24 protein-coding genes are annotated in these 25301 nt (G+C 63.3%); 11 read left to right on the forward strand and 13 right to left on the reverse strand.

The window, feature by feature from the left end:
- The first annotated feature begins 117 nt into the window (after positions 1–117).
- The 3 genes from P3T18_RS32595 (at position 118) to P3T18_RS32605 (ending at position 3517) form a co-directional block, all read left to right on the forward strand.
- Positions 118–1500 carry a sensor histidine kinase gene (locus P3T18_RS32595; RefSeq protein ID WP_429304091.1) on the forward strand — a complete coding sequence of 461 codons (1383 nt, stop codon included), beginning with the start codon at positions 118–120 and terminating at the stop codon, positions 1498–1500.
- Positions 1501–1524: 24 nt separating this feature from the next.
- Positions 1525–2223, forward strand: coding sequence for a response regulator (locus P3T18_RS32600; protein WP_429304092.1), 699 nt, complete (start codon positions 1525–1527; stop codon positions 2221–2223).
- A 169-nt stretch (positions 2224–2392) separates the two neighbouring features.
- Positions 2393–3517, forward strand: coding sequence for a porin (locus P3T18_RS32605; RefSeq protein WP_429304251.1), 1125 nt, complete (start codon positions 2393–2395; stop codon positions 3515–3517).
- Between the two features lie 100 nt (positions 3518–3617).
- Here the strand turns inward: P3T18_RS32605 and P3T18_RS32610 are convergent, their stop codons facing one another.
- Together P3T18_RS32610 and P3T18_RS32615 are read right to left on the reverse strand one after the other, a co-directional pair.
- On the reverse strand, positions 3618–4790 hold the full coding sequence (locus tag P3T18_RS32610; RefSeq protein ID WP_429304093.1) for a porin: 1173 nt from the start codon (positions 4788–4790) through the stop codon (positions 3618–3620).
- A 359-nt stretch (positions 4791–5149) separates the two neighbouring features.
- Positions 5150–5518, reverse strand: a complete 369-nt coding sequence (locus tag P3T18_RS32615) for an NUDIX hydrolase (protein WP_429304094.1) — start codon at positions 5516–5518, stop codon at positions 5150–5152.
- 291 nt (positions 5519–5809) lie between these two features.
- Between P3T18_RS32615 and P3T18_RS32620 the strand changes: the two genes are divergently transcribed.
- A complete protein-coding gene (locus P3T18_RS32620; RefSeq protein WP_429304095.1) occupies positions 5810–6676 on the forward strand; it encodes a CHAD domain-containing protein in 867 nt (288 codons plus the stop codon).
- Positions 6677–6737: 61 nt separating this feature from the next.
- Here P3T18_RS32620 and P3T18_RS32625 read toward each other — a convergent pair whose 3' ends face one another.
- Positions 6738–6938, reverse strand: a complete 201-nt coding sequence (locus P3T18_RS32625) for a hypothetical protein (RefSeq protein ID WP_429304096.1) — start codon at positions 6936–6938, stop codon at positions 6738–6740.
- Between the two features lie 321 nt (positions 6939–7259).
- Positions 7260–7511, reverse strand: a complete 252-nt coding sequence (locus P3T18_RS32630) for a hypothetical protein (RefSeq protein ID WP_429304097.1) — start codon at positions 7509–7511, stop codon at positions 7260–7262.
- A 284-nt stretch (positions 7512–7795) separates the two neighbouring features.
- Between P3T18_RS32630 and P3T18_RS32635 the strand changes: the two genes are divergently transcribed.
- Positions 7796–8050: a hypothetical protein gene (locus P3T18_RS32635; RefSeq protein WP_429304098.1), complete on the forward strand. Its 255-nt coding sequence runs from the start codon at positions 7796–7798 to the stop codon at positions 8048–8050.
- A 262-nt stretch (positions 8051–8312) separates the two neighbouring features.
- On the opposite strand, the gene P3T18_RS32640 is transcribed toward P3T18_RS32635, so the two are convergent.
- The 7 genes from P3T18_RS32640 to P3T18_RS32670 form a co-directional block, all read right to left on the reverse strand.
- The gene (locus P3T18_RS32640; RefSeq protein WP_429304099.1) at positions 8313–8579 is read right to left on the reverse strand and encodes a hypothetical protein; all 267 of its coding nucleotides are present in this window, start codon (positions 8577–8579) and stop codon (positions 8313–8315) included.
- A gap of 77 nt (positions 8580–8656) precedes the next feature.
- Positions 8657–9922 (reverse strand): MFS transporter, encoded by a 1266-nt coding sequence (locus P3T18_RS32645; protein ID WP_429304100.1) that lies wholly within the window; start codon positions 9920–9922, stop codon positions 8657–8659.
- Positions 9923–10046: 124 nt separating this feature from the next.
- The gene (locus P3T18_RS32650) at positions 10047–11732 is read right to left on the reverse strand and encodes a cyclic peptide export ABC transporter (RefSeq protein WP_429304101.1); all 1686 of its coding nucleotides are present in this window, start codon (positions 11730–11732) and stop codon (positions 10047–10049) included.
- A 56-nt stretch (positions 11733–11788) separates the two neighbouring features.
- Positions 11789–13822 carry a Fe(3+)-hydroxamate ABC transporter permease FhuB gene (gene fhuB, locus P3T18_RS32655; RefSeq protein ID WP_429304102.1) on the reverse strand — a complete coding sequence of 678 codons (2034 nt, stop codon included), beginning with the start codon at positions 13820–13822 and terminating at the stop codon, positions 11789–11791.
- Positions 13819–14811 (reverse strand): ABC transporter substrate-binding protein, encoded by a 993-nt coding sequence (locus P3T18_RS32660; protein WP_429304103.1) that lies wholly within the window; start codon positions 14809–14811, stop codon positions 13819–13821. The genes fhuB and P3T18_RS32660 overlap by 4 nt, the downstream gene beginning before the upstream one ends.
- A gap of 1 nt (position 14812) precedes the next feature.
- On the reverse strand, positions 14813–15673 hold the full coding sequence (locus tag P3T18_RS32665; RefSeq protein WP_429304104.1) for an ATP-binding cassette domain-containing protein: 861 nt from the start codon (positions 15671–15673) through the stop codon (positions 14813–14815).
- A gap of 13 nt (positions 15674–15686) precedes the next feature.
- Entirely contained in the window at positions 15687–17885 is a 2199-nt protein-coding gene (locus P3T18_RS32670) for a TonB-dependent siderophore receptor (protein ID WP_429304105.1), read from the reverse strand.
- A gap of 257 nt (positions 17886–18142) precedes the next feature.
- Between P3T18_RS32670 and P3T18_RS32675 the strand changes: the two genes are divergently transcribed.
- The 5 genes from P3T18_RS32675 to P3T18_RS32695 all read left to right on the forward strand — a co-directional run bounded on the left by P3T18_RS32675 (position 18143) and on the right by P3T18_RS32695 (position 22809).
- A complete protein-coding gene (locus P3T18_RS32675; protein WP_429304106.1) occupies positions 18143–18943 on the forward strand; it encodes an AraC family transcriptional regulator in 801 nt (266 codons plus the stop codon).
- A 159-nt stretch (positions 18944–19102) separates the two neighbouring features.
- Complete coding sequence (locus tag P3T18_RS32680) at positions 19103–19225, forward strand: hypothetical protein (RefSeq protein WP_429304107.1); 123 nt, start codon at positions 19103–19105, stop codon at positions 19223–19225.
- Between the two features lie 162 nt (positions 19226–19387).
- On the forward strand, positions 19388–20389 hold the full coding sequence (locus P3T18_RS32685; protein WP_429304108.1) for a Gfo/Idh/MocA family protein: 1002 nt from the start codon (positions 19388–19390) through the stop codon (positions 20387–20389).
- Between the two features lie 127 nt (positions 20390–20516).
- Positions 20517–21863: an MFS transporter gene (locus P3T18_RS32690; protein ID WP_429304109.1), complete on the forward strand. Its 1347-nt coding sequence runs from the start codon at positions 20517–20519 to the stop codon at positions 21861–21863.
- Between the two features lie 70 nt (positions 21864–21933).
- A complete protein-coding gene (locus P3T18_RS32695; protein ID WP_429304110.1) occupies positions 21934–22809 on the forward strand; it encodes a VOC family protein in 876 nt (291 codons plus the stop codon).
- A gap of 87 nt (positions 22810–22896) precedes the next feature.
- Here the strand turns inward: P3T18_RS32695 and P3T18_RS32700 are convergent, their stop codons facing one another.
- Positions 22897–23781: an NmrA family NAD(P)-binding protein gene (locus P3T18_RS32700; RefSeq protein WP_429304111.1), complete on the reverse strand. Its 885-nt coding sequence runs from the start codon at positions 23779–23781 to the stop codon at positions 22897–22899.
- Between the two features lie 105 nt (positions 23782–23886).
- On the opposite strand from P3T18_RS32700, the gene P3T18_RS32705 reads away from it, so the two are divergent.
- Positions 23887–24306: a winged helix-turn-helix transcriptional regulator gene (locus tag P3T18_RS32705; protein WP_429304112.1), complete on the forward strand. Its 420-nt coding sequence runs from the start codon at positions 23887–23889 to the stop codon at positions 24304–24306.
- Between the two features lie 68 nt (positions 24307–24374).
- Here the strand turns inward: P3T18_RS32705 and dapA are convergent, their stop codons facing one another.
- The gene (gene dapA, locus P3T18_RS32710) at positions 24375–25277 is read right to left on the reverse strand and encodes a 4-hydroxy-tetrahydrodipicolinate synthase (protein WP_429304113.1); all 903 of its coding nucleotides are present in this window, start codon (positions 25275–25277) and stop codon (positions 24375–24377) included.
- Between the last annotated feature and the right edge of the window lie 24 nt (positions 25278–25301).

Consider the following 25301-nt stretch of genomic DNA (forward strand, 5'->3'; position numbering starts at 1 on the left):
GCATCCGGAAGGGTTCGCGCTTCTAGAATCTGCGCGTGCGCAGCCGGCGAGATCAAGCCCGACAGAAAAAGCCTGTCGTGCCGTGAGGCCGCGCATCGACAGTAAAGGTGGACGATCGTGTTTTCAGGCAGTTTGCGCGGACGCTTGCTGTGGTGGCTGTTGCTGCCGCTGGCGGCGTTCGTTTCCGTATCGGGCATGATTTCTTTTCGCAACGCCCAGACCACGGCCGACCTCGTGCAGAACAACGCCTTGCTCTCGTCGATCCGGATCATCGGAGAAGACATCGACTGGGACAACGGCAACGTGACGATCCAGATTCCGCCGGCCGCGCTGGAACTGTTCGAATCGCCCGAGCAGGACAGTGTGTTCTACCGCGTCGAAGCGAGCGGCCACCGGCTGCTGGCCGGGAGTGCCGAACTGCCGCTGCCCGCGCGCACCGGCGAAGGTCCCACGCTGTATTACACGCGTCTCGACGACGGCCGCAGCGTGCGTGCCGCGGCCTACGTGCGCCAACTCTACGACTCGGGACGCACCGAGCGGGTCGTCGTCGCGGTCGCCAAGACCGAGGGCTCGCGCGACGCGATGGTATGGCGCCTGTTGCGCCCGCAACTCTTCGGCGAAGTACTGACGCTTCTGCTGGCCATGGTGTTCGTCTATCTCGGACTGACATTCGAGTTGCGTCCGCTGATGAAAGTGAAGGACGACGTTGAGGATAGGAATCCTTCGCAACTCGAACCGATTCGCGTCGCACGTCTGCATGTCGAACTCAAACCGATCGTCGAGGCGATCAATCAATGTATTGCGCGCATGGGACAACAGGCGGCGACCCAGCGGCAATTCATTTCCGACGCCGCTCACCAGATGCGCACGCCGCTCGCGCTGCTCGACGCGCAGATCCAGTTTGCGCGGCAATGCGAAAACCATGATGTGCCGCTGGCCGAAGCGCTGTCCGGCATGCACAAGAGCGGCCGCAAGCTGACCACGCTCACCAACAAACTGCTGCTGCTCGCTCAGGCCGAATCCGCGACACCCTTCAGCGCGCGCGAACGGATCGACCTGAGCGCCCTGATCGCGAGCGTGCTGGAAGAACTGATCTCGTTCGCGCAGTCGCGTGAGATCGACCTCGGCGCGGAACTGGAGGCAGGCCTGTTCGTCGCGGGAGACGAGGCGCTCACTGCCGCCCTGGTGACCAACCTCGTGGATAACGCGTTGCGCTACACGCAGCGCGGCGGCCGCGTCACCGTCGAAACGCAGGCGGGCGGCGATGTCGCGATCGTGCGTGTGGTCGACAACGGGCCGGGTATAGGCGCGCAGGCGAGGGCGCGCGTATTCGAGCGCTTCTATCGGGCCTCGAATCACGCGGAAGGCACCGGTCTCGGTTTGCCGATCGTGAAGGAGATTGCACAACGACAAGGCGGCACGGTTGGACTCGAACCCGGAGAAAACGGCGTCGGTCTGATCGCGACGGTCGAGATGCGCCTGTGGGCCGCGCCGCCCTGAAGGTGGACGTATGAGGAGACGACAATGAAATTACTGCTCGTAGAAGACGACGCCGATCTGGCGCGCTGGGTCATCAATCTGATGCAGGTCGAGAATTTCGCGCTCGACTGGGCGCAGGACGGAGAATCCGCCGAGACGCTGCTCGGTTTGCAGTGCTACGACGCGGTCCTGCTCGATCTGCGTCTGCCCGGTATCAGCGGCAAGGACGTGCTGGCCCGATTGCGCCGCAAGCGCGACAGTGTGCCGGTACTCATGCTCACCGCCAACGGTTCGACCGACGACAAGGTCGCGTGCTTCACCGCCGGTGCCGACGACTACGTCGTCAAACCATTCGACGCCCGCGAGCTGGTGGCGCGCATCAAGGCATTGATCCGCCGTCAGGCAGCGGGCGACCGAGGCCAGACCCTCGATTGCGGCGATCTGCGCTACCTGTTCGATTCACGCGAATTTTCGCTGCACAGCCAGCCCTTGCCTTTACGTCGGCGCGAGCATGCGATTCTCGAAACGCTGATGCTGAAGCAGGGCAAGACGGTCTCGAAAGCCACCTTGATGGACAAGGTCTTCACGCTCGACGAAGAACCGAGCGGTGACGCCATCGACATCTACATTCACCGTCTGCGCAAACATCTCGCCGCGTCCCGCGCGAAGATCATGACCTTGCGCGGACTCGGTTACATCCTTCGTGAAGAGGAGCCGCGCGAAGGTTTTGCCGAACTGATTTAACGCGTACTGAAGTCTTTATTCAACCGGCTATTCGTTTTTCGTCAGTGTTTTCACCGAGGTTTTCCGCGGTCTCGCGAAAGAGGCGTGAAGGGTTGCTCTCACTAAGCTTGGGTCTGCTACTCAAGTGACATCAGATCAATTCAACACAGCAGGATCGGAGGAGACGATGATGAAGAAGAACAGGTTGCTGGTCGTCGCCAGCACCGGCGCATTGGCCATGGGCAGCGCTCACGCGCAATCGAACGTGCAGTTGTACGGGTTGCTGGACCTGAGCGCGGTTTCGTATCAGAGCAACGCCAATGCCGACGGCAAGCACGCCATCTCGATGGGCATCAACGGCGAGCCATGGTTCAGCGGCAGCCGCTTCGGCATGCGGGGCGCGGAAGATCTGGGCGGCGGCCTGAAGGCGATCTTCAAGCTCGAAGCCGAGTACCGCGTGAGCGACGGCGCCATGGAAGATCCGGGACAGATTTTCGACCGCGATGCGTGGGTGGGTATCGAGAGCGGCACGTTCGGCAAATTCACCGCGGGCTTCCAGAACACGGTTGGGCGCGACGCCGCCGCGATTTACGGCGACCCGTACACGAGCGCTTCATTGACGACGGAAGAGGGCGGCTGGACCAACACGAACAACTTCAAGCAGTTGATTTTCTATTCGGGCAGCGCAACCGGCACCCGCTACCAGAACAGTGTCGCGTGGAAGAAGCTGTGGAATAACGGCGTTTTTGCGGCGGCGGGCTACGCCTTCGGCAACAAGACGAGCTTCGGCAACAACGCCACGTACACCGCTGCGCTCGGCTATAACGGTGGACCGTTCAATGTCTCGTCGTTCTACAACCACGTGAACAACAACGGCTTCACCAACAAGGCGTATTCGGTGGGCGGCAACTACACGTATAGCATTTTCCGCGTGAACGCCGGTTACTTCCACTATACCGGCGACCAGGGCGCGCTCGGCGAGCGTCGCGACAATGCGTGGACCGTGTCGTTCAAGCTGGCGCCGAAAGGGCCGCTCGATTATGAAATCGGCTATCAGCAGATGCACACCTCGAACGCCGCCTTCGACGACAACGGCAGCATCGCCAATGCCAACCTCGGCTTCAATCCGGACACGGGCACCGGCAGCGGCTACAAGGAAACCTTGTACGGGTCGGTGTTCTATCACCTGTCCAAGCGGACCGAAGTGTACGTGGCCGGCGACTACATGAAGCTGCACAACGGCTATGTCGTGGCAACGACCTACGGCGCGAAAAATCAGCTGGAGTTGACGACGGGGATTCGCACGCGGTTCTGAGCATCGCCGCCGTGTGAAAGCGAGGCGGCAGATTCGTTGTCCTGCCGCCTCATCGGAGTGTGCACCGCTCACCGGATATCGGCGCGGTGCGTCGTACGCCTTAGAAACGCGTACGCATGCCGACCGTGGCGACCACCTGATTTGCCGTCGACGACGCGCCACCCGACGTGTTGATAAAGGCCACGACGTTCTGGCCGATGGCATGCTGATACATGGCTTCGGCGTAGACGTCGGTGCGTTTGGAGAACGCGTAGACCGCCTGCAGGTTCACCTGATTGTATTTCGGGTCCTTGCCGTATTGCGTACCGGCCGCGTTGAACGCGCCCGACAGATGGGCGTCGGTGTAGGTGTCCGTGATACCCAGCGACACCGCCGGTGTCAGCGAGTACTTGGCATTCAGTTCATAGTTGTTGAAGCGCTGCGAGCCGTTGTTCAGATTGAACGATTGCGTGCCCTCGAAGAAGCTGTTCGTATAGACGAAGCCGACGACCGCAGGTCCGATGGAGTAGTTCAGACCCGCGCCGATCGTCCGCTGGACATCCGCGCCGAAGCGGAAGCCGGCCGTCTGCGTCGGTGGTTCGCCGAGGTCGATCGCACCGCTGGCGTTCGCCTGCGGAACCGCGCCGTTGCCGTTGATCTGCAGGTAGCCGGCAGCCACCTTGAACGGCCCGTACTCGAAGCTCGCGCCCGCGCTATACGCGCGATTCTGCGCGAAGTCGGTGTTGTTGGAGAACGCGTAGAGGCCACCGAACTTCAGGCCCGAGAAGTTGCTGCTCATGTACTTGACCGAGTTGCTCATCCGCAGCGTGTGGTTCAGGTTGTCGTTGTCGAACGGGTGAGCAAAGCCCGTATCGCCGAACGTGCCGGCCGTGCCCGACAGCGGCGCCACGAAGTCGACCAGCGAATCGTACTGACGACCCAGCGTGACCGTGCCGTAGTCGCTGCCGCTCAGACCGACGAACGCCTGGCGTCCGAACATCCGGCCGTTCTGGCCGAACTTGCCGTTTTGCACATTGAAGCCGTCTTCCAGCACGAAGATGGCTTTCAGGCCGCCGCCGAGATCCTCGGCGCCACGCAGGCCGAAGCGGCTACCGTTGATGGTGCCGCTGGTGGCCTGAAACAGACTGCCGTGCGCAGTGGCCGATGTCTTGACGTTGTTGGTGTACATCAGGCCGGCATCGATCAGGCCGTATAGCGTGACCGAACTTTGTGCATGAGCGGCCGAAGCGGCGAATACCCCGGAGAGGGCGAGCAGGACAGGGACTTTCTTCATGGATTGACTCCAGCGGATGACGATACAGGCGGGAAACAGTGACGCGAGTATAAGAAGCCGTTGATCGCATCATGTCATTGCGCCGCCGAATAGGTCCGTTACGTTTCACGGCCTTAATCTGTCATCAAGTCGAAGCAATTCAGGGGAAGTCCTGTCGAAAAAGGCTCAGCGTTATGGACCTTTTCACGCGGATCGCGCGCGCAGCCATTCTGCGTTGTATCGAGGCGACGGCGCGGAATGAACGTCGTAGGAGAGGCCGGAATGACGGTGGTGTTCGTGACATTCCGGTGGTCACGCGCAAGCGCTTTTCGCCCATCGTCCAGGCGAAACCGGACACCACACTGGGGAGAGAAAACCGCTTACTTTCTGCGGCGCTGATTCATCAGCTTGACGATATCGGTGGTCGGTCCGCTCGTCATGAGACGACGGATGTCGTCGAGATGAACCCAGCGGCATTTTGCGATTTCGTTGCTCGGGCGAGCCTTCGCGCGAGTCGGAATTTCGCACGAGAAAACGTGATGGTGTTTCTGTTTGCCGCGCAGGTCGAAGAGATACTTCGCCGATTTACCGGAAAGCTGCGTTTCTTCTTTCAGTTCACGAAGCGCCGCGTCGGAGAGATGTTCACCGCGTTTCAGGATACCGCCAGGTAAAGCCCATTTTGCGTGCGTGCGCGTGACAAGCAGGATTCGCTTGCCTCTGCGGCAGATGACGGTGGCGCGCTTTTTCAAACCGAACTCCCACTTAAGCTCAAGCTATTGCGCAGCGCGCTCGGTGCGCCGCTTTATCGGACGGTGTGCAAAGTAGCTAAGCATACTAATCTGCGCGGCGTTCCCCTGCAACGGGGCCGACCCGAGGCGCGATGCACGCGCCACAATTTTCTGAATCCTTCATCAAATCGTCATCTAAATGGAGGTCGGTAAAATTTGTTGTGATAAGGTCTTGCGAGGCAATTTTTAGTTGGACCTGAGGCTCAAATGGATCTGGATGGTGACTGGCCTTTACCTCGGCCAAGCGCTCGCTTGAAAGCCGACCGGCGGCTCGCCGATTCATCGCTTGATGGCACGAAGTCGATTGCGGATACGTTTTCGTCGCTGGCCGCGCCGGTTATCGCCGAGGCCGTGCAAAGGGCGAACGAATTGTCCGCGAGCACTGGCGCCGAGAGTTTCCATCAACTTCGCGTGGCCTTCCGCAAACTTCGCGCGCTCTACTGGGCCTACGCGCCCTACCTCGGAGAAGAGGCAACCGCCGAAGCCGTCGATGAATTCAAGCGCCTTGCCGCTGCAGCGGGCGCAATCCGCGACTGGGACATTGCCGGCGAGTTACTGCAAGGCGCGCAGGCGTCGGGCGCATCGATCGAACCACTCGTCGCGGCAATCGGCAAGAAGCGTGAGCAGGCGGTGGCCGACAGCCACACGGCGTTCGGCAGCACGAACATCGAGGCGTTTCTGAGCGGCGTCCTGCTGCGCGCGCAAACCACACTGCAACTACAGGGCGACGGTCTGCCCGTCGAGGCCTTTGCCGAAGAGCGCATTCGTCTTGCGCAGCGCGCACTCGACAAGCGCAGCAGGCGCGCCACGCGCAGCAAGACTCCGCACGAGGAAGCGCTCCACGACGTACGGAAAGCGGGCAAGAAGCTGAGGTATCTGCTCGAATTCTTCCAACCGGTCGTCGAAGATGGGCGCAATCGCGACATCAAGGCGCTGGCGGCCATGCAGAATGAACTGGGACAATTCAACGACCTCGCGGCCAGCGAGACGTTGATTCGCAACTCGTCATTCGAGGCGGTGCCGGCGGGCATTCTGCAGGACAGCCTGCAGTGGCTGCAAAAACAGAAGTGTCGGCAGATGCGCGCGGCGTCGAAGCGGGTTCGGGCGATGGCGAGCTAAGGCGGGCGAGGCTCGCTCAGCGGGTATGGCCGGCAGTCATCGTAGTGAACCTGACGGCAGACTAAGAACGCCGCTTGCCATGTCCATTCATGAACGCGCCGTTGGAATAGCGGCTTTCGAATGTCTGATGCATGCGCTTCAGCAGCGAGAGATACGGCTGGCCGTCGAACGTGTGGACGGTCTTCGCGGCCAGCGCGTTCGTCTCGTCCCACAGCCGCTCGAATTTGTCGCGCGCCGCATCGTGCGGCAGTCTTGCGGCCATGAGTTCCGCAAAATCCTGTTCGATCGCCTCAGCCGAGCGGCCGGGGTTTGCCGTGTTTTCAGACATCCCGTTAAGACTCGAAATCAGTTGAATTGCTATCGCGCGATGAGCGCAGGCCGATGTGGAAAATTTTATATGACATGCGGCGTCGCATGTTACGTCATGACGCTACGGCGCCCGTTGCCACCGCTTTCTATCGACTTGATGCGCCGTTCCCGCTCCGGTCTGGCGGAAGAAAACTACCTGAAAGCCGACGCCCGTCTGAATGATGATGAGATGAAGTCCGCTCGCGCGCGGCAAGGCGTCTTGTGCGTCAGATGCTTATTGCAGTGCCGAAGCCGGGACCGACATCGGCAAGCAGGACGGATCGGCGACGTCGAGTCGTGCCAGCGCGAGATGTCCGTCGAGGCGTGCAGCATCTTCCTGAGGGAAAGTGCGCTCGCTGTACGCGATGACCTTGAATCCGCCGCCTAACAGTCGGGGAATCGTAATTCCCCAATGCCAGCCACCTGCCTGCTCGAAAACATGCAGCAAGGGAAGGGTCTGCGTGGATGCAGTCTGAGAAGTCATCATGGACTTACTCCGGTCGAATGGCGGCTCGAGCGCGAGAGCGCTTAAAACCACCATCCCAGTTTATAACGATTTTGTTGCCGTGCAATATAAGCATGCGTCTCGCATGAAGTTGTTTGTTGTCACAGAATTGAAAAAAATTGTTGACCTCGAATTTCTGTGTGAGAACATGAATAAACCAGATTGTCTTTTTTAAAATGATGCTTTTCGGGGGCTCTATGAGTAAATGTTCCCTCATTTGGGCGGCAGTTCCGCACACGAGCGACGGCGTAGTTTTTCAACTATCCGTGGATAACGCCCAGCAGCGGTTTTATGTGCCGCGCAAATTGCTCGAGACTTTATTTGGTCTTGAACGTGGCGCGTCGGACGCCCGGCAACTCGAACTTTTCTACGCGCGGTCGAGCGACATCTTTAGCGGTGCGTGTCGACAATACGTGCGGGGCAGCGGCGAGACCGTGCAGCTTCAGGCAGCCGATTTCGATGCAGCGGAGAAAGACCGGCGCCGTTCGGTTGCGCATGCAATGGCACGGCAGGCCGCCTAGAAAATCGCGCAACAGCAAAAAAGTCGTTGCCGTTCGCGCAGTGTCGGATTGCAGCGCATCCGGCTGCAGCTACTCGAGCTGCGCGAAACGGGAACGACGCATCATTATCACATCGCCAGATTGCCGCGAGGTGTCCGCCAAATTACGGCGGGATAACTGCGGTGAAAGGCGCGCTGTGTGCTTTACGCAAAGCGCAGCGGTATCGCCTGATACTGCCGGCGCTGGAGTGCCACCGGGACTTCAACGCAACCTCGACGCAACATCAACGCTCCGCCAGCGACAAAGCAATGCGCTCTCCGCTCTCCGGAATCGACGTGTCCTGCACGGCCATTGAAAGCCGGCGCCTGCCCAACTCAAAAGCAAGCATCAGCTGATTCTGTGTCTGGTTTGCCGCGCCGAGTTCCGTGCAGACAATTTCCGCGGGCACTGCAAAGGCGCAGTATCCCCAGCCGAAACCATAGGCGGAAAACCACATCTCACCGTCTTGCCGGATGATCGGCGACGTGAGGCTAGGAGTGGGCAAATCCATCGATGTCCTCGCCTTGTATGTCGGGTCGAGTGACGATTCTCCCACAACCGCATGGCGACTGTGAGCCGCCGCTGCGCTCACGAGCGCGGCGATTCCCCCGCGGCTTTCACTCGCGGCACCTGGGCTCGCGCGCGCACCGCGAAATTGCCGATTGCACCGAGCGCCATCAGCAGCGCCGTCGCGAGAAACACGGAGCGCATGCCGATATGACCGCCGACGAACCCGCCGACCAGCGGTCCGATCACCTGACCGGCGTACTGGGACGAAGTGGAATAGCCGAGCACCAGCCCGGCGGTGCGCGGCGGCACCGAGTGGCGAATCACACTGGTGATGCACGGCAACAGGCCGCCGAGCGCGAGTCCCATCAGGAAGCGAAGCACGATCAGTTGCCAGCCTTGCGTGACGAACGCCTGCGGCACGAGCAGCAGTGCGCACACGCTCAGACTCGCGATGATGATTTTCCAGTGTCCGATGCGGTCGGCGAGTTTGCCCAGCGGCGAGGCCGACAGAATGCTGCCGAGCGCCGCGCCCGACATCACGATGCCGGAGATGAAAGCAACCGCGCGCGCCGGCACCAGTTGCGAGACATAAACGCTGATGATCGGCTCGATCGACATATTGGCGAGCATCAGCAGCATGCCGGTCACCAGCATCGCGAACACGGGCCGCGCGTCGGGAATCGCGCTCCAGCCGTCGGCCGACGCGCTGCGCTTATCGGCCGGCGGATCGCGCTTGATGAGAAAAACCGTGGCAAGGAAAGACAGAAAAATGACGGCCGCCGCCGCATGAAACATCGCGCGCACGCCGATCAGCGAAGACAGGGTGCCGCCGATCAGCGGTCCCGCGACATTGCCCGCCATGATGCCGGACGCCAGCACGCCGAGCGCCCAGCCGCAACGCGCCTTCGGCGTCTGCGTGGCGACGAGCACCATCGAGCCGGACGCGTAGCCGCCGAGCAGCCCCGCGAGCAATCGAAGGCCCACGAGTTCCCAGACGTTGTGGGCCGAGCCCATCATCGACATGACGATCGCCATGCCGAGGCTCGCGCGCACGAGCATGAGCTTGCGTCCGTAACGGTCGGCCAGTTTGCCCCACAGCGGCGCGGTCAGCGCGGCGGTGAAAAAAGTCGCGCCGAATGCAATGCCGGACCACTGGACCACTGCAGCCGGGTCGCTGACGCCGAGCTGCTCGACGTACAGCGGCAGGATCGGCAGGAACAGCGTCATCGCGACGATGGTGGTGAACGAGCCGCAGACGCAGACCAGCAGGTTGCGTCGCCAGTACGCGAAAGATTCGGTATCGGGGGGTGTCGGCTCGGCGACCTTTCCGGCGGCGTGGTCCATGTTTCTTTGTATGAAGTAGGCGTTGCAAGGCAAGTGCATACGATCCTACTTCGATCCCGGCGCGCGAGGCAGTGGTCACGTCATACCGGTATCGGCACTACCACGCTGCCGGCATGGCGCGCAATCAGCGTCGACTGTTGACCGCCACGCGCACGGGCCGCACTTCTTCGATGATGAGACCTTCTTCCAGACGGATATAGCGGTCGGCGGCGCTGAAATAGCGGTCGTCGTGCGAAATCACGATCAGCGTCTTACCCTGGCGTTTCAGGTCGGGAAGAATTTCGTCGTAGAAGATGCGCCGGAAAGTCGGGTCCTGGTCGGCCGCCCATTCGTCGAGCACGATCACCGGCCGCCGTTCCAGATACGCGTGAACGAGGGCCAGCCGCTTGCGCTGGCCGGTCGACAGATCGGTGGTCGAAAACGCGCCGTCGCGAATCGATACCTTGTGCGCGATGTCGAGGCGCTCCAAGTATTTTTGCGCGTCGGCCAGCAGCGCCGCCTCGCCGGGCACGAGCGTGTCGAACAGGTAGTAATCGGAGAACACGGCGGAAAACAGCTGGCGATAGTCGTCCAGACGTTCGTCGCTCACGGCTTCGCCGTTGAGCAGCAATTGGCCTGCGTCGGGCCGGTAAAGACCGAGCAGCAGCTTGATCAAGGTGGTCTTGCCGCAGCCGTTTTCGCCGACGATGAACAGCGTCTCGCCTCGTTCGACAGTCAGGCTGAGCGGTCCGAGTTCGAAGCCGCTGTGTTTGTCTTCGGCGGACGCGTCGTCGCGCGGCGTGTCGAAACGATAGTGCGCGCCAGCCAGCGCGATGCTGTCGAACACCTCGGCAAGCGGGCGCGAAGACACGGCGGCGCGATCCGCGACGAGCGACGGCTCGCCGTTCGAAAAGCGCGCCGACAATTCGGCGATGCGCTGAAAAGCCACCTGTGCGCGGCCAATCGAAGGCAGTGCGCCGACGATCTCCTGGATCGGGCCTTTCATGTAGAGCAGCACCAGCACGAAGCCGGTGATGACCGCACGATCCGCGCCCAGCGAGCCGCCCTCCAGACTCAGCATCAGCCCGACGACGACGAAAAACAGCAGCGACCCGAACGCATTCGCGGTCACGAAGACATTGGCGGCACGCACCCGCAAGCGGCTGATCGCGTCGATCGTACCGGCGAGTTCGTGCTGGAACACGAAGCTGCGGCGCGGGCCGTTCAGACGCAGCTCCTTGGCGCCGTCCGTGATGGATCGATAGTGTTTCTGCAAGCGATCTTCCGCTTCGCGCGCCGCGCCGAAACGGCGCAAGCCGACACGCCGCGCGCGCGCCTGGACGAACGAGCCGAGTGCGATCGCGATGAGCGCAATCGCCAGCATCCGCGGCGACAGCATCAGCAGATAGACGAGACAGCCGGCGATCGTCGCAACCGCGATGGCGAGACTCGAAAACATGAAGGAAAACGAGCTGATCGTATCGATGTCCTGATTCAGCGCGGTGATCAGACGATGGCTGCGGAACTGCTCGATCTGGCTGATCGGCGCGACCATGATTTTTTCGGAGAGGTTCTTGCGCAGCATGGCGATCACCCGCTGGCCGACCAGGTTGTTGCCGATGTCCGAGACCACTTCGCCCGCGAGCGTCAGCACGCACAGACCGGCGAAACTCCACATGAGCGTGGGCAGCGCCGCCGCGCCGTCATGCAGCGTGCGATTCGTGACCGCCAGCAGCGCGGCGGTGGCCAGACCGCTCGCCGCGCCCATCGTGGTGGCGAGGACGGTAATCGGCCATAGTCGCCGGAGCAACCTGAGCAGTTCCGCAAACATCGTGTTCTCCTGGGGATTTGAAGTTATAGGTTCCAAGGCGGTCGCGAAAATTCTCGCTAGCGGCGACGGCCGAGCAGCCACATCAGATAGGGCGCGCCGATCAGCGTGGCGACGAGACCGGCGGGCAACTCGCGCGGCATCAGCAGCGCGCGGCCGAGCCAGTCGGCGACCACCACGATCAACGCGCCGATCGGCGCGGCCAGCAGCACCTGCTGCAGCGGCCGGCGCGCGCCGAGAAGCCGCGCGAAATGCGGCGCGGTCAAACCGACGAACGACAACGGGCCGACCACCAGCGTGGCCGCCGCGCTCAGCAGCGCGATCAGCAGCAGCACCGCGAGACGCGCGCCGCGCGTGGACACGCCGAGCGCACGCGCCGGCGTCTGGCCGAGCGGCAGGATCTGCAGCCAGCGGCCGACGAGCGGTGTCGATGAACACAACACGACGCACAGGACGAGCGCGATCGCCGCGTCGGCCGGCGTGATCGTGTAGGTGGAACCGGCGAGCCATTGCAGCAAAGTCGTGGCGCGTTCGCCGCCGCTCGCGATGGTGACCGCGACCACGGCCTGAAACAGCGCGCCGATCGCAATGCCCGCCAGCAGCACACGATCGGGCGCGAAGCGCGAACGCTGCGAGAACCAGAGGATCGCGAGCAGCGCGATCATGGCGCCCGTTCCGCTGGCAGCGAGACGCGCGATGTGGCCTGCCGCGTTTGCCTCGTTCCCTAAGCCGATCACGATGACGATCAGACCCAGCGCCGCGCCCGCGCTCACGCCAAGCACTTCGGGACTCGCCAGCGGATTGCCGGTCACGCGCTGCATCAGCGTGCCCGCCACCGCGAGCATCGCGCCGGCGGCCAGCGCGGCCAGTGCGCGCGGCGCCCGCCAGATGGCCACGCGAGACAGCTCATCGAGACTGCTGAAATGCCAGCCCTGCGGACCGTGGCCAAAATCGAGCGCGAGCACGAGCGCGGCAAGCGTGACGATTGCGATGCCGATGAAGCGGCGCCGCAGCGAAGACGGCGTCGGCGGATTCGGACGCACAGCGTCGCCGTTCCCGCCGGGCAGCCGCGACGCGCGATGCATGCGGGCGAGCAGCATCAGCATCAGGGGCGCGCCGAACAGCGCCGTGGCCGCGCCGGTCGGAATCAGATCGCCCATCACGCCGGAAAGCTGCTGCACGGCCTGATCGGTGAGCCAGAGGATCAGCGCGCCGCACATCGGCGCGGCGATCAGACGCTGCGACAGACGGCGCGCGCCGGCCATCTGCGCCAGCGCGGGCGCGGCCAGTCCGACGAAGCCGATCACGCCGACCGCGCTGACCACGGCCGCGCTCAACACCACCGCGAGCGTGAGCGCGGCGAGCCGCATGCGTCGCAGCGACAGGCCGAGACTGCGCGCGTTGACGTCGTCGAGACCGAACAGCGCCATCGGGCGCAGCAGCAGGAACGCGAGCGCGGCACCGGCCACGAGACGCGAGGCGAGCATTGTCACGTTGCTCCAGTCCTGCTGGACCAGCGAACCGCCGCCCCAGATGAACAGGCCGCGCAGATAGGGCGCGTAGAACAGTTGCAGCGCGACGCCGATCGATCCGCAGTAAAGCGTGACGACCAGCCCGGCGACCGCGACGGTGACGGGCGCGAGTCCGCTGCGCCACGACAGGCCGAAGACGATCGCCGCCGTCAGCAACGCGCCGCCGAGCGCGATCCATTGCGCGCCGCCGGCGAGCAGGACGGGCGCCCACAAGGTCGCGACGGTCAGCGCGAGTTGCGCACCGGCCGATACGCCGAGCGTCATGGGTTCGGCAAGCGGATTGCGCAGCACCTGCTGGAAGATCGTACCGGCCAGTCCGAGAATCGCGCCGCACAGCCAGCTGCAGACGAGACGCGGCAGCCAGCTGTCGTGCGCGACGATCTGTTCGATGTCGTTGGCGTCCGGCGACCACAGCGCGTGCCACCACAGCGAGCGCGGCAAGATGGCCGACAGACTGTCGATGCTCAGCATCGCCGCCGCGACGAGCGCGAGCAGAGCGAGCGCGGCGGGCAGCCACGCGCGCAGCGTGACGGGCCGCGGAAAGGAGCGGGCGATGGTCATCGGCGAATTGGCGTTGGCACGGGCGTTGGCATGGGCGTTGGCATCGATACGGAGACTTGCGCCGCGTTGGCCGGCGCGCCGTCGCGCGTGAGTGCGTCGCCGAGCGCATTGGCGAAGCGGATGGCGGAAGGCAGCATGCCGAAGCCCCAGAACGGCGGCAGCGTGGCCACGCGTCCCTCGGCAACCGCAGGCAGCGCATGCCATAGACGGTTCGACGCCAGCGTGCGCGCGACACCGACCGGCAGCGGATCGAAAACCAGCAGCCTCGCCGAAGGTATGGCCGCGAGCTTTTCGAGTCCGGCGACGCCGATGCCCCAATAGTCGGTGGGACCGTGCCACGCATTCTCGACGTCGAGTGCGTCCATCACGTCCTGAAACAGACTGCGCGCACCGTAGACACCGATATGCCGTCCGTCGAAAAAACGGATCAGATAGAGCGGCCGCTTCGGGGAGATACGCGATGCGGCGATCCGCGCGCGGCTCGCGGCAAGCGTGCGCTCCGTTGCGTCGATCAGCGCCTCGCCGGCATTCGCGCGGCCGCACAGTTCGGCCAGTTGCTGTGTGACCTGGCGCGAGTGCTGCAGTGGCGCGCCCGCCTCCGTGTAGACAGCGAACGCGCGCACCGGCGCGATCCGTTCGAGCATCTCGCGCTGCGATTCCTGGCTCGAATTGATGAGGATCAGATCGGGTGCGAGCTGCTGCAAAAGTTCGAGGCTCGGCGCGAGACGCAGCCCGACATCAGTGACGTGCGCGGGCACCCGCGGACTGACGACGCTGTCGTTATAGGCCGCGATTTCGCTGACGCCAACCGGCACGACGCCGATCGCCAGCAGGGTTTCGACGAGGCCCCAGTCGAGCACGGCGAGCCGTGGCAGCTGACCGGCCGGGCCCGGGCCTAGGCGAGGGCTCGCGGTGACCGCGTACGCGCTGTCCAGCGTGACGGCCAACGGTGCCAGCGCGGCGGTTCGAAGAAAATCGCGGCGGCGCATGTCAGCGTGCCACGCCTAGCCGGGCACCGCTTTGCGGATGCATGACGATGTCCATCGGAATGCCGTAGATCGATTCGAGCACGTCGCTTTGCATGACGTCGGCGGGCGAGCCGCGCGTCAGCAGACGCCCGGTGTGGAGTGCGATCAGTTCGTCGCAGAAACGCGCGGCGAGGTTGATATCGTGCAGAACGATGACCACGGTCAGCGCGTGGTCGTCGGTGAGGCGGCGCAGCAGGCGCAGCACGTCGATCTGATGGGCGATGTCGAGCGCGGAAGTCGGCTCGTCGAGCAGCAGACACGATGCGCCCTGCGCGACCAGCATGGCGAGCCACACGCGTTGCCGCTCGCCGCCCGACAGATGATCGGCCAGTTGCGATTCGAACCGCGCGGTATCGGTCAGACGCAGCGCGTCGTCGATCTTCGCGTGATCCGCGGGACGCAAACGGCCGAGCGCGCCATGCCACGGATAGCGGCCCAGCGCGACCAGTTCGCGCACGGTCATGCCGGTGCTGGTGGGCGGATGTTGCGGCAGATACGCGACCTGCCGCGCGAAGTCGCGCGCCGGCCAGCCGGCGAGATCGACGCCGTTCAGGCGCACCGTGCCGCGCGACGGCCGTTGCTGATTAGCCAGCAGTTTGAGCAGGGTGCTCTTGCCCGAGCCGTTATGGCCGATCAGCGCGATCATGCGGCTCGCCTGCAGATCGAGGGTGAGCGGTTGCAGCAGAGTCCGCCCGTCGGCTTCGAAACACGCACCGTCGAGCCGGTACAACGCGGCGGGCGAGGCGGGTCCGGCGCCGTGACGAGTCCGTTCAGGCGATGGCTCGACGCAGAGCGGGCGGGGTATGTCGGTCAACGCGCTCATCCTCCTGTCTGCCTCACCAGCGGTAACGGGCCGACGCCAGCACTTCGACGCGGTCGCCGAAGTGACAGTTGCCGATGGTCTGGCAGGACGCCACGTAGGTGCGGTTGAACAGGTTCTTGCCGTTCAGCGAGAACAGCCAGTGCTTGCCGGTGTCGTAGCGGACGGCCGCATCGACCAGCGTGCGCGAGCCGACGTGGATCGTGTTCGTCTGGTCGTAGCTCGCGCCCACGTAACGCACGCCGCCGCCGAAGCTCAGTCCGCGGAACGTGCCTGCGTGCAGCGTGTAATCGAGCCACGCCGACGCCACGTTGCGCGGAATGCCCCACGTTTGCAGGCCTTGCAGCGATACCGTCGAGCCGTCGACGGTCGTGCCGGTCAGGTTGGTCTGCGTCGATACGCTGCTCAGATACGTGTACGACGCGATCAGGTCGAGGCTGTCGGTTAACGCAGCATGGCCTTCGAGTTCGACGCCACGCGCACGCACCTGGCCGATCTGCACGCTGTAGCCGAAGTTTTCCGGGTCCGAGCTCGACACGTTGCGCTCGGTCAGGTCGAACAGCGCCGCCGTGACGAAGCTGTTGAAGCCGGGCGGCTGATACTTCACGCCGATTTCGTACTGATCGGCCGTGGTGGGACGCAGCGGCGTGCCGCTGAACGTTGCGCCGATCTGCGGATTGAACGACTTCGCGTAGCTCGCGTACGGCGCGATGCCGTTATCGAACAGATACACGAGACCGGTGCGCCACGTGAACGCGCGATCCGACTGGCGGATGTCGTAACCCTGGATCGGATTGTTGTCCTCGGAGCGCGCCCAGTCTTCGCGCACGCCCACCAGGAAGCGCCATTTGCCGTACGCGATCTGGTCTTGCGCATAGGCGCCGAATTGCGACATGCGGTCCATGTCGTCGGACGTGGTGGTGGTGCCCGCGATCGGCAGATAGACCGGCGCAAAGAGATTCAGGCTCGGCTGAACGAAATTCGAGCCGACCGTTTCGTTGTACAGCACGCGCTGGAAGTCGAAGCCGAACAGCACGGTATGCGCGAGCGGACCGGTCGAGAATTTCGCCTGAGCCTGGTTGTCGACCGTGAAGAATTTGGCCGTTTCCTGGTTGGTGAACGAGTAGCGGTTGACCGTGCTGGTCGAGCCCGTGACATAGCCGTTCGGGTAGGGGAACACGTTCGCGAGGTCGTCGCTGACCACGGTATAGCGCAGGTTCTGACGGACCGTCCACGTCTGGTTGAAACGATGCTCGAACTCGTAGCCGAGCGAATATTGCGTGCGCGTGTGGTGATCGTAATCCGGGTCGCCGACGTTCGTATGGCTCGAAATCTGGCCGTTCGGATTGAACAGCACGCTGCCGCTCGCCGGCACGTAGTTGTAATAGCCGACATCCGGGTCGCGCTGGTATTTCGCGAGCACCGTGAAGGTGGTGTTCTCGTCGGGCTTCCACGTGACGGCCGGCGCGATGTAGAGCGTCGACTGCTTGACGCCGTTCACCTGGGTCTTCGCGTCGGAAGCGAGGCCGGTCAGGCGATACGTCAGCTTGCCGTCGGAAGTCAGCGCACCGCCCATGTCGAAGCCGAACTCAGCGCGGTCATGGCTGCCGGTGGTTGCGAAAATCTCGTGGAGCGGCTCGGCGGTCGGGCGTTTGCTGACCAGGTTCGCAATGCCGCCGGGGTTGGCCTGTCCGTACAGCACCGATGACGGCCCATGCAGCACGTCGATGCGTTCGAGTCCGTACGCGTCGAAGCTCGGCACGGCGTAGCCGAAAGCGGACGTGCTCGGCAGGCGCACGCCGTCCAGATACTGTTCGAGCAGGAAGCCACGGCTGTAGAGATAGGGCGCCGCGGCAGTCGAATCGCCTTGCTGTTCCGAGATCACACTGGCGGTGTAGCGCAAGGCTTCGGCCACGTTGTTCGCGCCTTGCATCGTGATCTGGTCGCGCGTCACTACGGACACCGACTGCGGCGTCTCGATCAGCGGCGTGTCGGTTTTGGTCGCCGTCGCTGCACTCACCGGCACGATGCCTTCAGCGGAACCGACCCGCGAATCGTCGCGCGCGCCCGACACCTTGACGGCCGGCAAGGTGGACGACGCGGCGGCACCGCTCGCGGCGGCGTCCGGCGCGGTCTGGGCATACACGGCCGAGCTTCCGCTCAGCAGACATAACAGCAAGCTAAACGCGGTCGATCCGCGCACCCCGGTACTCATGTGAAATTCCCCAAATTGACTGCGAATGGTAGTGCAAATGATTCGCACTAAATGTTGAAGTGCCGTTTGCTAGCTCTTGATGGCTATCGAAACGGGTTTTTTATCGAGTGGGGATGCTTCGGAACATGCGGCCCTCGGATCGGGCGTGTGCAACTATAATCCGGGATCGCGTCGTCAGTCAGGACAACTTCGACATTAAATTGGACATAAATGTCCGTTTGATGCACTCAACCGCTAAACCGATATCTGATCCGGTCATGAGCAAACCCAGGCTGCAGACTTTCGGCGAAGGTTTCGCCGCCAGAAAGGTGATCGCGCAGGCCATCGACTACCCCGATGGCACGCACGAAATCGCTCACGTGCACCATCGCGCGCAGCTGGTGTACGCCACCAGCGGTATCGTGCGGGCAGTGACGCCGCTTGGTCTGTGGATGCTTACGCCGGGCAACGCCTTGCTGATCGGTTCACAGATCGAGCATGAATTACATATGGTCGGCCAGGTGTCGATGCGCACGCTCTACATCGAGCCGGATTCGCTCTCACCGCAAGACCATGAATGCCGCGTGATTCCGGTGGGCGACCTGCTGCGCGCGTCCATTCTCGGTCTGTTCGATGCCGGTTCCGACGAAGCCGGCGAAAGCCGGGCGGCGCTGATCGTGCCGCTGGTGCTGCGTCTGCTGCAGGACGCCGAGGAGGGGCCGCACGCCGCGCGTCTGCCGTTGCCCGTCAATACGCGCCTGCGCAACATCTGCGAAAGCCTGATTGCACAACCGGCCAGCAACGACACGCTGGAGCGCTGGGCCGACCGCGTCGGCGCCAGTTCGCGCACGGTGGCGCGGCTGTTTCGCCAGGAAACGGGTATGAGCTTCGGGCAGTGGCGCGAGCAGTTGCGGCTGGCCGAGGCGATGTCGCGGCTGTCGGTGGGACATGCCGTCGCTCAGGTTGCACAGGACCTGGGTTACGCGGACGTGCGGACCTTCACCGTGATGTTCAGGCGCGCGTTCGGCAGCACGCCTGCGCAATTCGTGCAGCGTTTCCGCGAACGCGGCGTCGTCTAGTCAACCGCCGCACAGCGAGCGCTTAACCAAAGGTTATAGGGTGCCTGAAACTTGGCATACGACACCCGGACCGCAACTGCCTAGTATCCACACATGGCCAGACGACGTTCTCAACAGACGCACGAGAACCGCAGTCCACGAGACTATGTTGGAGACACCATGAAACCTGCTTTCCGCCACGCGGCCGTCCCGCAAGCCGCAACGAGCGCGTCATTCACGCGTATCGAAGGCAACGTCGACCGTCACCCCGGCGGCTCGCCAGCGCTGAACGCATCGAACTGATCCTTCAAACGTTTTACCCGTAAAACGCGGCTTCTTACGATCCTCCGCCGAGAAATCGAGCTTCGATCTTCGGCCGGATCGACTGGCGCCGTGCATCCGTCACCGCTCGACCACACAGGCGTCGCAACGATCAGCGACGCCCCTACACAGGACTATCGACACATGAAACCTCTGCGCTTTGGCGTACTTGGCGCCGCGAAAATCGCCCGCTCGTTTATCGCGGGTGTGGGACCGTCGGCGTTGATCGACGTCGTCGCCGTCGCGAGCCGCGATCTGGAAAAAGCCCGGCAGTTCGCGGACGAAGTCGGCGTGCCGCGCGTGCACGGTTCGTACGAAGCACTGCTGGACGATTCCGCGATCGACGCGGTCTACGTCCCGCTGCCCAACACCTTGCACGCCGAGTGGGTCATCAAGGCGCTCGACGCCGGCAAGCACGTGCTATGTGAAAAGCCGATCGCGGTGTCGAAGGCCGACACGCTCGCCATGTTCGACGCCGCCCGGCGCAACCGACGTTTTCTCGCGGAAGCCTACCCGTATCGCGCGCAGGAACAGACGCTCGCGTTGCGCCGCCTGCTCGACGAAGGCGCCATCGGACGCGTGCAAACGATGTACGCGTGCTTCGGCGTGAAGTTCAGCGATCCCGCGAATATCCGGCTCGATCCCGAACGGGGCGGCGGCGCCTTGCTCGACGCGGGCAGCTACGCCACGAGCATGGTGCGCATGGTGGCCGGCGAGAAACCGGCGCGTGTCAACGCCACGGCACGCTGGTCGGAAACGAAGGTCGACCTCACCGTCGTCGCCAATCTCGAGTTTCCCAGCGGATTGCTCGCGCAGATCGCCTGCAGCTTCAACACGGCCTACCATCGCCACGCCATCATCGCCGGCTCGGAAGGCGTGCTCGAAACCACCTTCCTGAACAGCCCGCCCGACGCCGGGCCGCCGCACATCCATCTGCGTCGCGGGATCCCGTCCTCGACAGTGCGCGAAACGATCGAACTCGCCGGCGGCAACGGGTTTCTCGCCGAAGCGGAGAGTTTCGCGCGTGCCGTAGCGCTCGGTCCGGAGCTTTGGACCGGTAGCACGGAACAGGAGTCGATCGACACGATCGCGACCCTCGAAGCCATTGCGCGAAGCATCCGTTCCGGCAACTGGGAGATCGTTTAAAGAGCGGTTTGAATAACGGCCTGGCAGATCAAGCGCCAGTCAGTCGCGAACCGGCGAACGCCGCGCGCCTGCCTGATCGCCATCGTGAAAGACGCATCAAGACGTCCGCATCCTTTCGGAGACAAACATGAAGACAGAAGCAACGCTGGCGTCGGTCGAGGACGTGTCGCTCGCCTCGGCTCGCCGCTCCCGCACCCGGTTCACGATTCTCGCCCTTCTGGCCGTCGGCACCATCATCAACTATCTGGACCGCACCGTACTCGGCATCGCGGCGCCGAGCCTCAGCAAAGACCTGGGTTTATCCGCTGGCGTGATGGGCATCGTTTTCTCCGCGTTCTCGTGGACCTATACGCTCTCGCAGATTCCCGCCGGCTTGCTGCTCGACCGCATCGGCGCACGAAAAACGTACTTCCTGGCCGTCGCGAGCTGGTCGACTTTCATCATCCTCAACGGCTTGTCGGGCGGGCTGGTGTCGCTGCTCATCTATCGTCTGGGGCTGGGTGTCGCCGAGTCGCCGTGCTTTTCGGCCAACAGCCGTGTCGTCGGTCACTGGTTTCCGCAGCGTGAGCGGGCGCGAGCGACGAGTATCTATCAGGTCGGACAGTACATCGGTCTTGCCGTGTTCAGCCCGCTGCTGTTCTGGATCATCGCGGAATTCGGCTGGCGCGCGATGTTCGTGATCGTCGGCGCGGTGGGGATCGGCTTTGCGCTCGTCTGGTGGCTGAGCTATCACGAGCCTCACGAATCCCGCCGGATGAACGACGCGGAGCGCGATTACATCGGCGCAGGCGGCGGTCTTTCTTCGGCGGCCGATGCGCAGCGGCCGTTCTCGTGGCACGACGTGCGAAGCCTGCTGCGCCGTCGTGAAATCTGGGGCGCGGCGATCGGCCAGTTCGCCGGCAACTCGACCGTGGTCTTCTTCCTGACGTGGTTCCCCACGTATCTCGTGAGCGAGCGCCACATGACGTGGCTCAAGGTGGGATTCTTCGCGGTTCTGCCGTTCGTCGGTGCTTCGGTGGGCGTGTTGTTCGGCGGCTGGCTCTCCGATCTGCTGCTGCGGCGCACGGGACGCATCAACCTCGCGCGCAAGCTGCCTATCATCGCCGGCCTGCTGCTCTCGTCGAGCATCGTCGCCGCGATCTATATGAAAAGCGACGTGGCGGTGATCGCGGTATTGTCCGTGGCATTTTTCGGGCAAGGCATGGGCGGCCTCGGCTGGTCCATCATTCCCGACATTGCGCCCAAGCGGCTGATGGGCCTCACGGGTGGCATTTTCAACTTCACCGCGAACATCGCCGGGATCGTCACGCCAATCGTGATTGGCGCTATCCTTGCGCTGACCGGCTCGTTTTACTGGGGTCTGGTGTTCATCAGCATGGTGGCGTTGCTGGGCGCCGCCTCGTACATTTTCATTCTCGGCGATATCAAACGTATCGAATTGCCGGAGATCGACAGCGCGATGGGCCGCCGGTGATTCGACCGCGCCGTTCGAACTCCCGCCATTCAATCCGTGAATAATCCGCGAACTCCTGCAAGGCACTCAGATGGCGCATTTTGATTACACGCGTGAGGACACGGGCAATCTGGTTCTGCTCGAACACGTCAACCTCACGATACCGGACCAGCGTCTCGCAACGGCGTTTTATGTCAGCGGGCTAGGGCTCACGCGCGATCCTTATCTCATGACCGGCGTGAACAACATGTGGATCAACATCGGCCGCTCGCAAATTCATTTGCCGCACGGCAAAGCGCAGCGTTTGCGTGGACGCGTGGGTCTGATCGTCGGTAAGCGCGAGTCCCTGCTCGCACGGCTGCGTGCAGTAAAACCGGTGCTCGATAACACGCTGTTTGGATGGATCGAGCACGACGACTTCGTCGAAGTCACGTGCCCGTGGGGCAATCGCTACGACTGTCTCGAAGCGGGCGCATCGACGGCGGGCGAGCCGTGGTCGGGCATCGACCTCGGCATGGCGTACGTGAAACTCGACGTCCCCACGGGATGCGCCGACTCCATCGCAGCGTTCTACCATCACATGCTGGATGCGAGCGTGGCGGTCCGGGAGCGCGACGGTTCGCGGCAAGCGGTGATCGCGGTCGGCACGCATCAGCAACTGATCTACGCTGAAACACCCGACGCGGCTCGCGAATACGATGGCCATCATATCCAGATTTACGTGGCCAATTTCTCCGCGCCGTACGCGCGGCTGGCCGAGCATGGTCTGGCGTACAGCGAGGAAGCGCACCAATACCGTTTCGACAGACTCATCGATCCCGTGAGCGGCGCAGATTGCTTCAGGCTCGAACACGAAGTCCGCAGTTTGCGTCATCCGCTTTACGCGCGTCCATTGGTCAACCGTAACCCGGATCAAACTAACCGCAATTACCGGCCCGATGAAGAGACGCGCGGCGGCGCGTTCTAGTCAAGTGCGCGCCGACGGGTTGGGTCAGACGCGCACAGTATCGGCCTCACCGAGGCTCACCGAGCGTCATCAGGGTTCAGCGGTGAATCACTTCACCAGCACGGAACTGATTTCCTTGAGATATTGACCGAGCGGCTTCGGCGCGTGGCCGGTCAGGAATTCGACATGATCCGTCACGATGGACAGATTCCCGGCCCGCGTCTCCGCTTCGGCCGACACCAGCACATCGACGAACACGCCCGGCACGCCCGCGTCATGCAGCGCCGTGGCGAATTGCCCGTCGGTCACGGGAACAACCTTCAGCGCTTTGCCGGTCGCCTCATAGGCGAGTTCGGCGATCGCGGCATTGGATAGCGCCTCCGAACCCGTCAGCGTGTAAATCTGGCTCGCGTCGCCCGGCGTCGACAATGCTGCGGCGATCGCTTCGGCAATGTCCTCGCGTCCGACATAAGACGTTCTCCCGCCTCTGGCCGACGAATACCATTGACCGCGCTTCAGCGCGTCGGGCAGCACGCGCAGCAGGTTCTCGTGATACCAGCTGTTGCGGAAGATCGCATAGGGCAGGCCGGTGGCCTTGATGGCCTGCTCGGTGCCGAGATGGTCCGGCGCGAAACTCAGCAGCGAACTTTCCGGATTCGGCAGCGACGTGTACGCAATCCGTCCGACGCCGGCAGCAGCAGCGGCCGCGACGGCGTTGCGATGCTGGTTCAGCCGCCGGTCGGCTCCGTCCAGCGCGTCCGTCGAAACGATCAGCACGGTGCCGATGCCCTTGAACGCGTCGCTCAGGCCGGGCGAGTCGTCGAAGTCCACTTTGCGCACCTCGACACCCGCGGCGGCGAGGTCGTCCAGCTTTCCGGGACTGCGGCTGCCGGCCACGATGCGCTCATGCGCGACGCCGCGCGCGAGCAGATGTTTGATGACGAGTCGACCGAGTTGGCCGGCTGCGCCGGTCACGAGAATTCTGTCGTTCATACACAAGCCTCATTCCGAGTGTTACTCTCAAATTGAGAGTGACTCGATCATCAGGCCTTCGCGACCCTTCGTAAAGAAGGCAGTTTTTCAGGAGATAGTTACCCGATGGGAACCACCCAGGCCACAGCGAGCGCGTTCGGCGCCAAGCTCGAAGAGGCCAAGAGCAAATATGGCGCGTTTATCAACTGCCCGGTGCGCGACGTGATCGACGTCATCAGCGGAAGGTGGAGTTCCTTGCTCATGACCGCGCTGGCGGAGCAGCCGTACCGGTTCGGCGAACTTCGCCGCCTCGTGCCCGACATCTCGCAGCGCATGCTGACGCAGACGCTCCAGGAATTGCAACGCGACGGATACGTCAATCGCCGGGTATTTCCGACCAAGCCGCCGGGCGTCGAATATAGTCTGACGGAACTCGGTCATTCCATGTTCGACGCGCTCCATGTGCTGATCAAATGGGCCGAAAGCAACCACGCGGCGGTCACCATGGCCCGCCAGGCGTTCGATAGCGAGAGCCAGTCTGCGTGAACGGCGGGTGAGCGGCGCGTGCATCGCGCGGCGGTCAGCGCAATGCATCATCCGGCAGAAAGCGAGGCTCAGATCCAGCCGTCCGGCAACTGCTTCAGCGCCGCCGCGACACGCTCGACGGTGGCCGGCATCGGTTCGAGCAGCGGCAGACGCACCGGACCAAGTTTCGCGCCGATCAGTTCGAACGCTTTCTTCGCCGGTCCCGGATTGGTTTCGCTGAACAGGGCATCGAGCAGGGGCGCGAGCAGTCGATGGTCGCGCACGGCCTGCGCCGCATCGCCGGCTGTCGCACTGGCGTGAATGCGCGCCCACGCTTTCGGCAGCAGGCTCGCGGAAGTCAGAATGCCGCCCGTGCCGCCGAGCAGAATGTGTTGCACGTAAAGCAGATCGTCACCGCTCATCGCCGCAAAATGCTCACCGGTCAGTTCGACCGTGCGCGCGAATGCAGTGAGATCGGCGCTGCAGGCTTTCATGCCGATGATCGTGCCGTCGTCCTTCGCCATCGCGGCAATCACGGCGGGCGGCGTCGCGTAACGCGTGCGCGCGGGGATGTCGTAGAGCAGCAGCGGTGCGCCCGCTTCCTTGCGATAACGCTCGAAATAGGCGCGCAGGCCGGCGTCGGTCGGCGTGACGTAGAACGGCGTGACGAGCAGCAGGCCGTCGGCGCCGGCATCCACGAAAGCCTTGCCGGTGTCGAGCGCTTCGGCATAGCCGGGCGAGACCACACCCGCGACCACCGGCACGCGGCCACGCGCAGCTTCGACGGTGGTCCGCACCACGAGGGTACGTTCGACCGGCGACAACGCCGTGTATTCACCCGTGCCGCCGACCGGCACGAGTCCGGACGCACCGTCGGCGATCAGCGACTCGACGAGCACGCGCAACCGTTCGACATCGACGCGTCCGTTTGCGTCGAAGGGAGTGGGAAACGCCGGGAACATGCCCGTGAGGGCGGAATGGTCGAGAGCCATCGAAAAAGTCCTGTAGAGAGTGCT

Source organism: Paraburkholderia sp. GAS199 (genome assembly GCF_050436585.1).
Lineage (GTDB): Bacteria > Pseudomonadota > Gammaproteobacteria > Burkholderiales > Burkholderiaceae > Paraburkholderia.

Bases quoted from the DNA above. Each gene is read 5' to 3' on its own strand.
- P3T18_RS32675 (WP_429304106.1), top strand. From the start codon at position 18,143: ATGAGCAAACCCAGGCTGCAGACTTTCGGCGAAGGTTTCGCCGCCAGA.
- P3T18_RS32670 (WP_429304105.1), bottom strand. From the start codon at position 17,885: ATGAGTACCGGGGTGCGCGGATCGACCGCGTTTAGCTTGCTGTTATGT.
- P3T18_RS32685 (WP_429304108.1), top strand. From the start codon at position 19,388: ATGAAACCTCTGCGCTTTGGCGTACTTGGCGCCGCGAAAATCGCCCGC.
- P3T18_RS32640 (WP_429304099.1), bottom strand. From the start codon at position 8,579: ATGGATTTGCCCACTCCTAGCCTCACGTCGCCGATCATCCGGCAAGAC.
- P3T18_RS32695 (WP_429304110.1), top strand. From the start codon at position 21,934: ATGGCGCATTTTGATTACACGCGTGAGGACACGGGCAATCTGGTTCTG.
- P3T18_RS32645 (WP_429304100.1), bottom strand. From the start codon at position 9,922: ATGGACCACGCCGCCGGAAAGGTCGCCGAGCCGACACCCCCCGATACC.
- P3T18_RS32700 (WP_429304111.1), bottom strand. From the start codon at position 23,781: ATGAACGACAGAATTCTCGTGACCGGCGCAGCCGGCCAACTCGGTCGA.
- P3T18_RS32705 (WP_429304112.1), top strand. From the start codon at position 23,887: ATGGGAACCACCCAGGCCACAGCGAGCGCGTTCGGCGCCAAGCTCGAA.
- P3T18_RS32600 (WP_429304092.1), top strand. From the start codon at position 1,525: ATGAAATTACTGCTCGTAGAAGACGACGCCGATCTGGCGCGCTGGGTC.
- P3T18_RS32660 (WP_429304103.1), bottom strand. From the start codon at position 14,811: ATGCGCCGCCGCGATTTTCTTCGAACCGCCGCGCTGGCACCGTTGGCC.
- P3T18_RS32680 (WP_429304107.1), top strand. From the start codon at position 19,103: ATGAAACCTGCTTTCCGCCACGCGGCCGTCCCGCAAGCCGCAACGAGC.
- dapA (WP_429304113.1), bottom strand. From the start codon at position 25,277: ATGGCTCTCGACCATTCCGCCCTCACGGGCATGTTCCCGGCGTTTCCC.
- P3T18_RS32605 (WP_429304251.1), top strand. From the start codon at position 2,393: ATGAAGAAGAACAGGTTGCTGGTCGTCGCCAGCACCGGCGCATTGGCC.
- P3T18_RS32625 (WP_429304096.1), bottom strand. From the start codon at position 6,938: ATGGCCGCAAGACTGCCGCACGATGCGGCGCGCGACAAATTCGAGCGG.
- P3T18_RS32665 (WP_429304104.1), bottom strand. From the start codon at position 15,673: ATGAGCGCGTTGACCGACATACCCCGCCCGCTCTGCGTCGAGCCATCG.
- P3T18_RS32610 (WP_429304093.1), bottom strand. From the start codon at position 4,790: ATGAAGAAAGTCCCTGTCCTGCTCGCCCTCTCCGGGGTATTCGCCGCT.
- P3T18_RS32630 (WP_429304097.1), bottom strand. From the start codon at position 7,511: ATGATGACTTCTCAGACTGCATCCACGCAGACCCTTCCCTTGCTGCAT.
- P3T18_RS32650 (WP_429304101.1), bottom strand. From the start codon at position 11,732: ATGTTTGCGGAACTGCTCAGGTTGCTCCGGCGACTATGGCCGATTACC.
- fhuB (WP_429304102.1), bottom strand. From the start codon at position 13,822: ATGACCATCGCCCGCTCCTTTCCGCGGCCCGTCACGCTGCGCGCGTGG.
- P3T18_RS32690 (WP_429304109.1), top strand. From the start codon at position 20,517: ATGAAGACAGAAGCAACGCTGGCGTCGGTCGAGGACGTGTCGCTCGCC.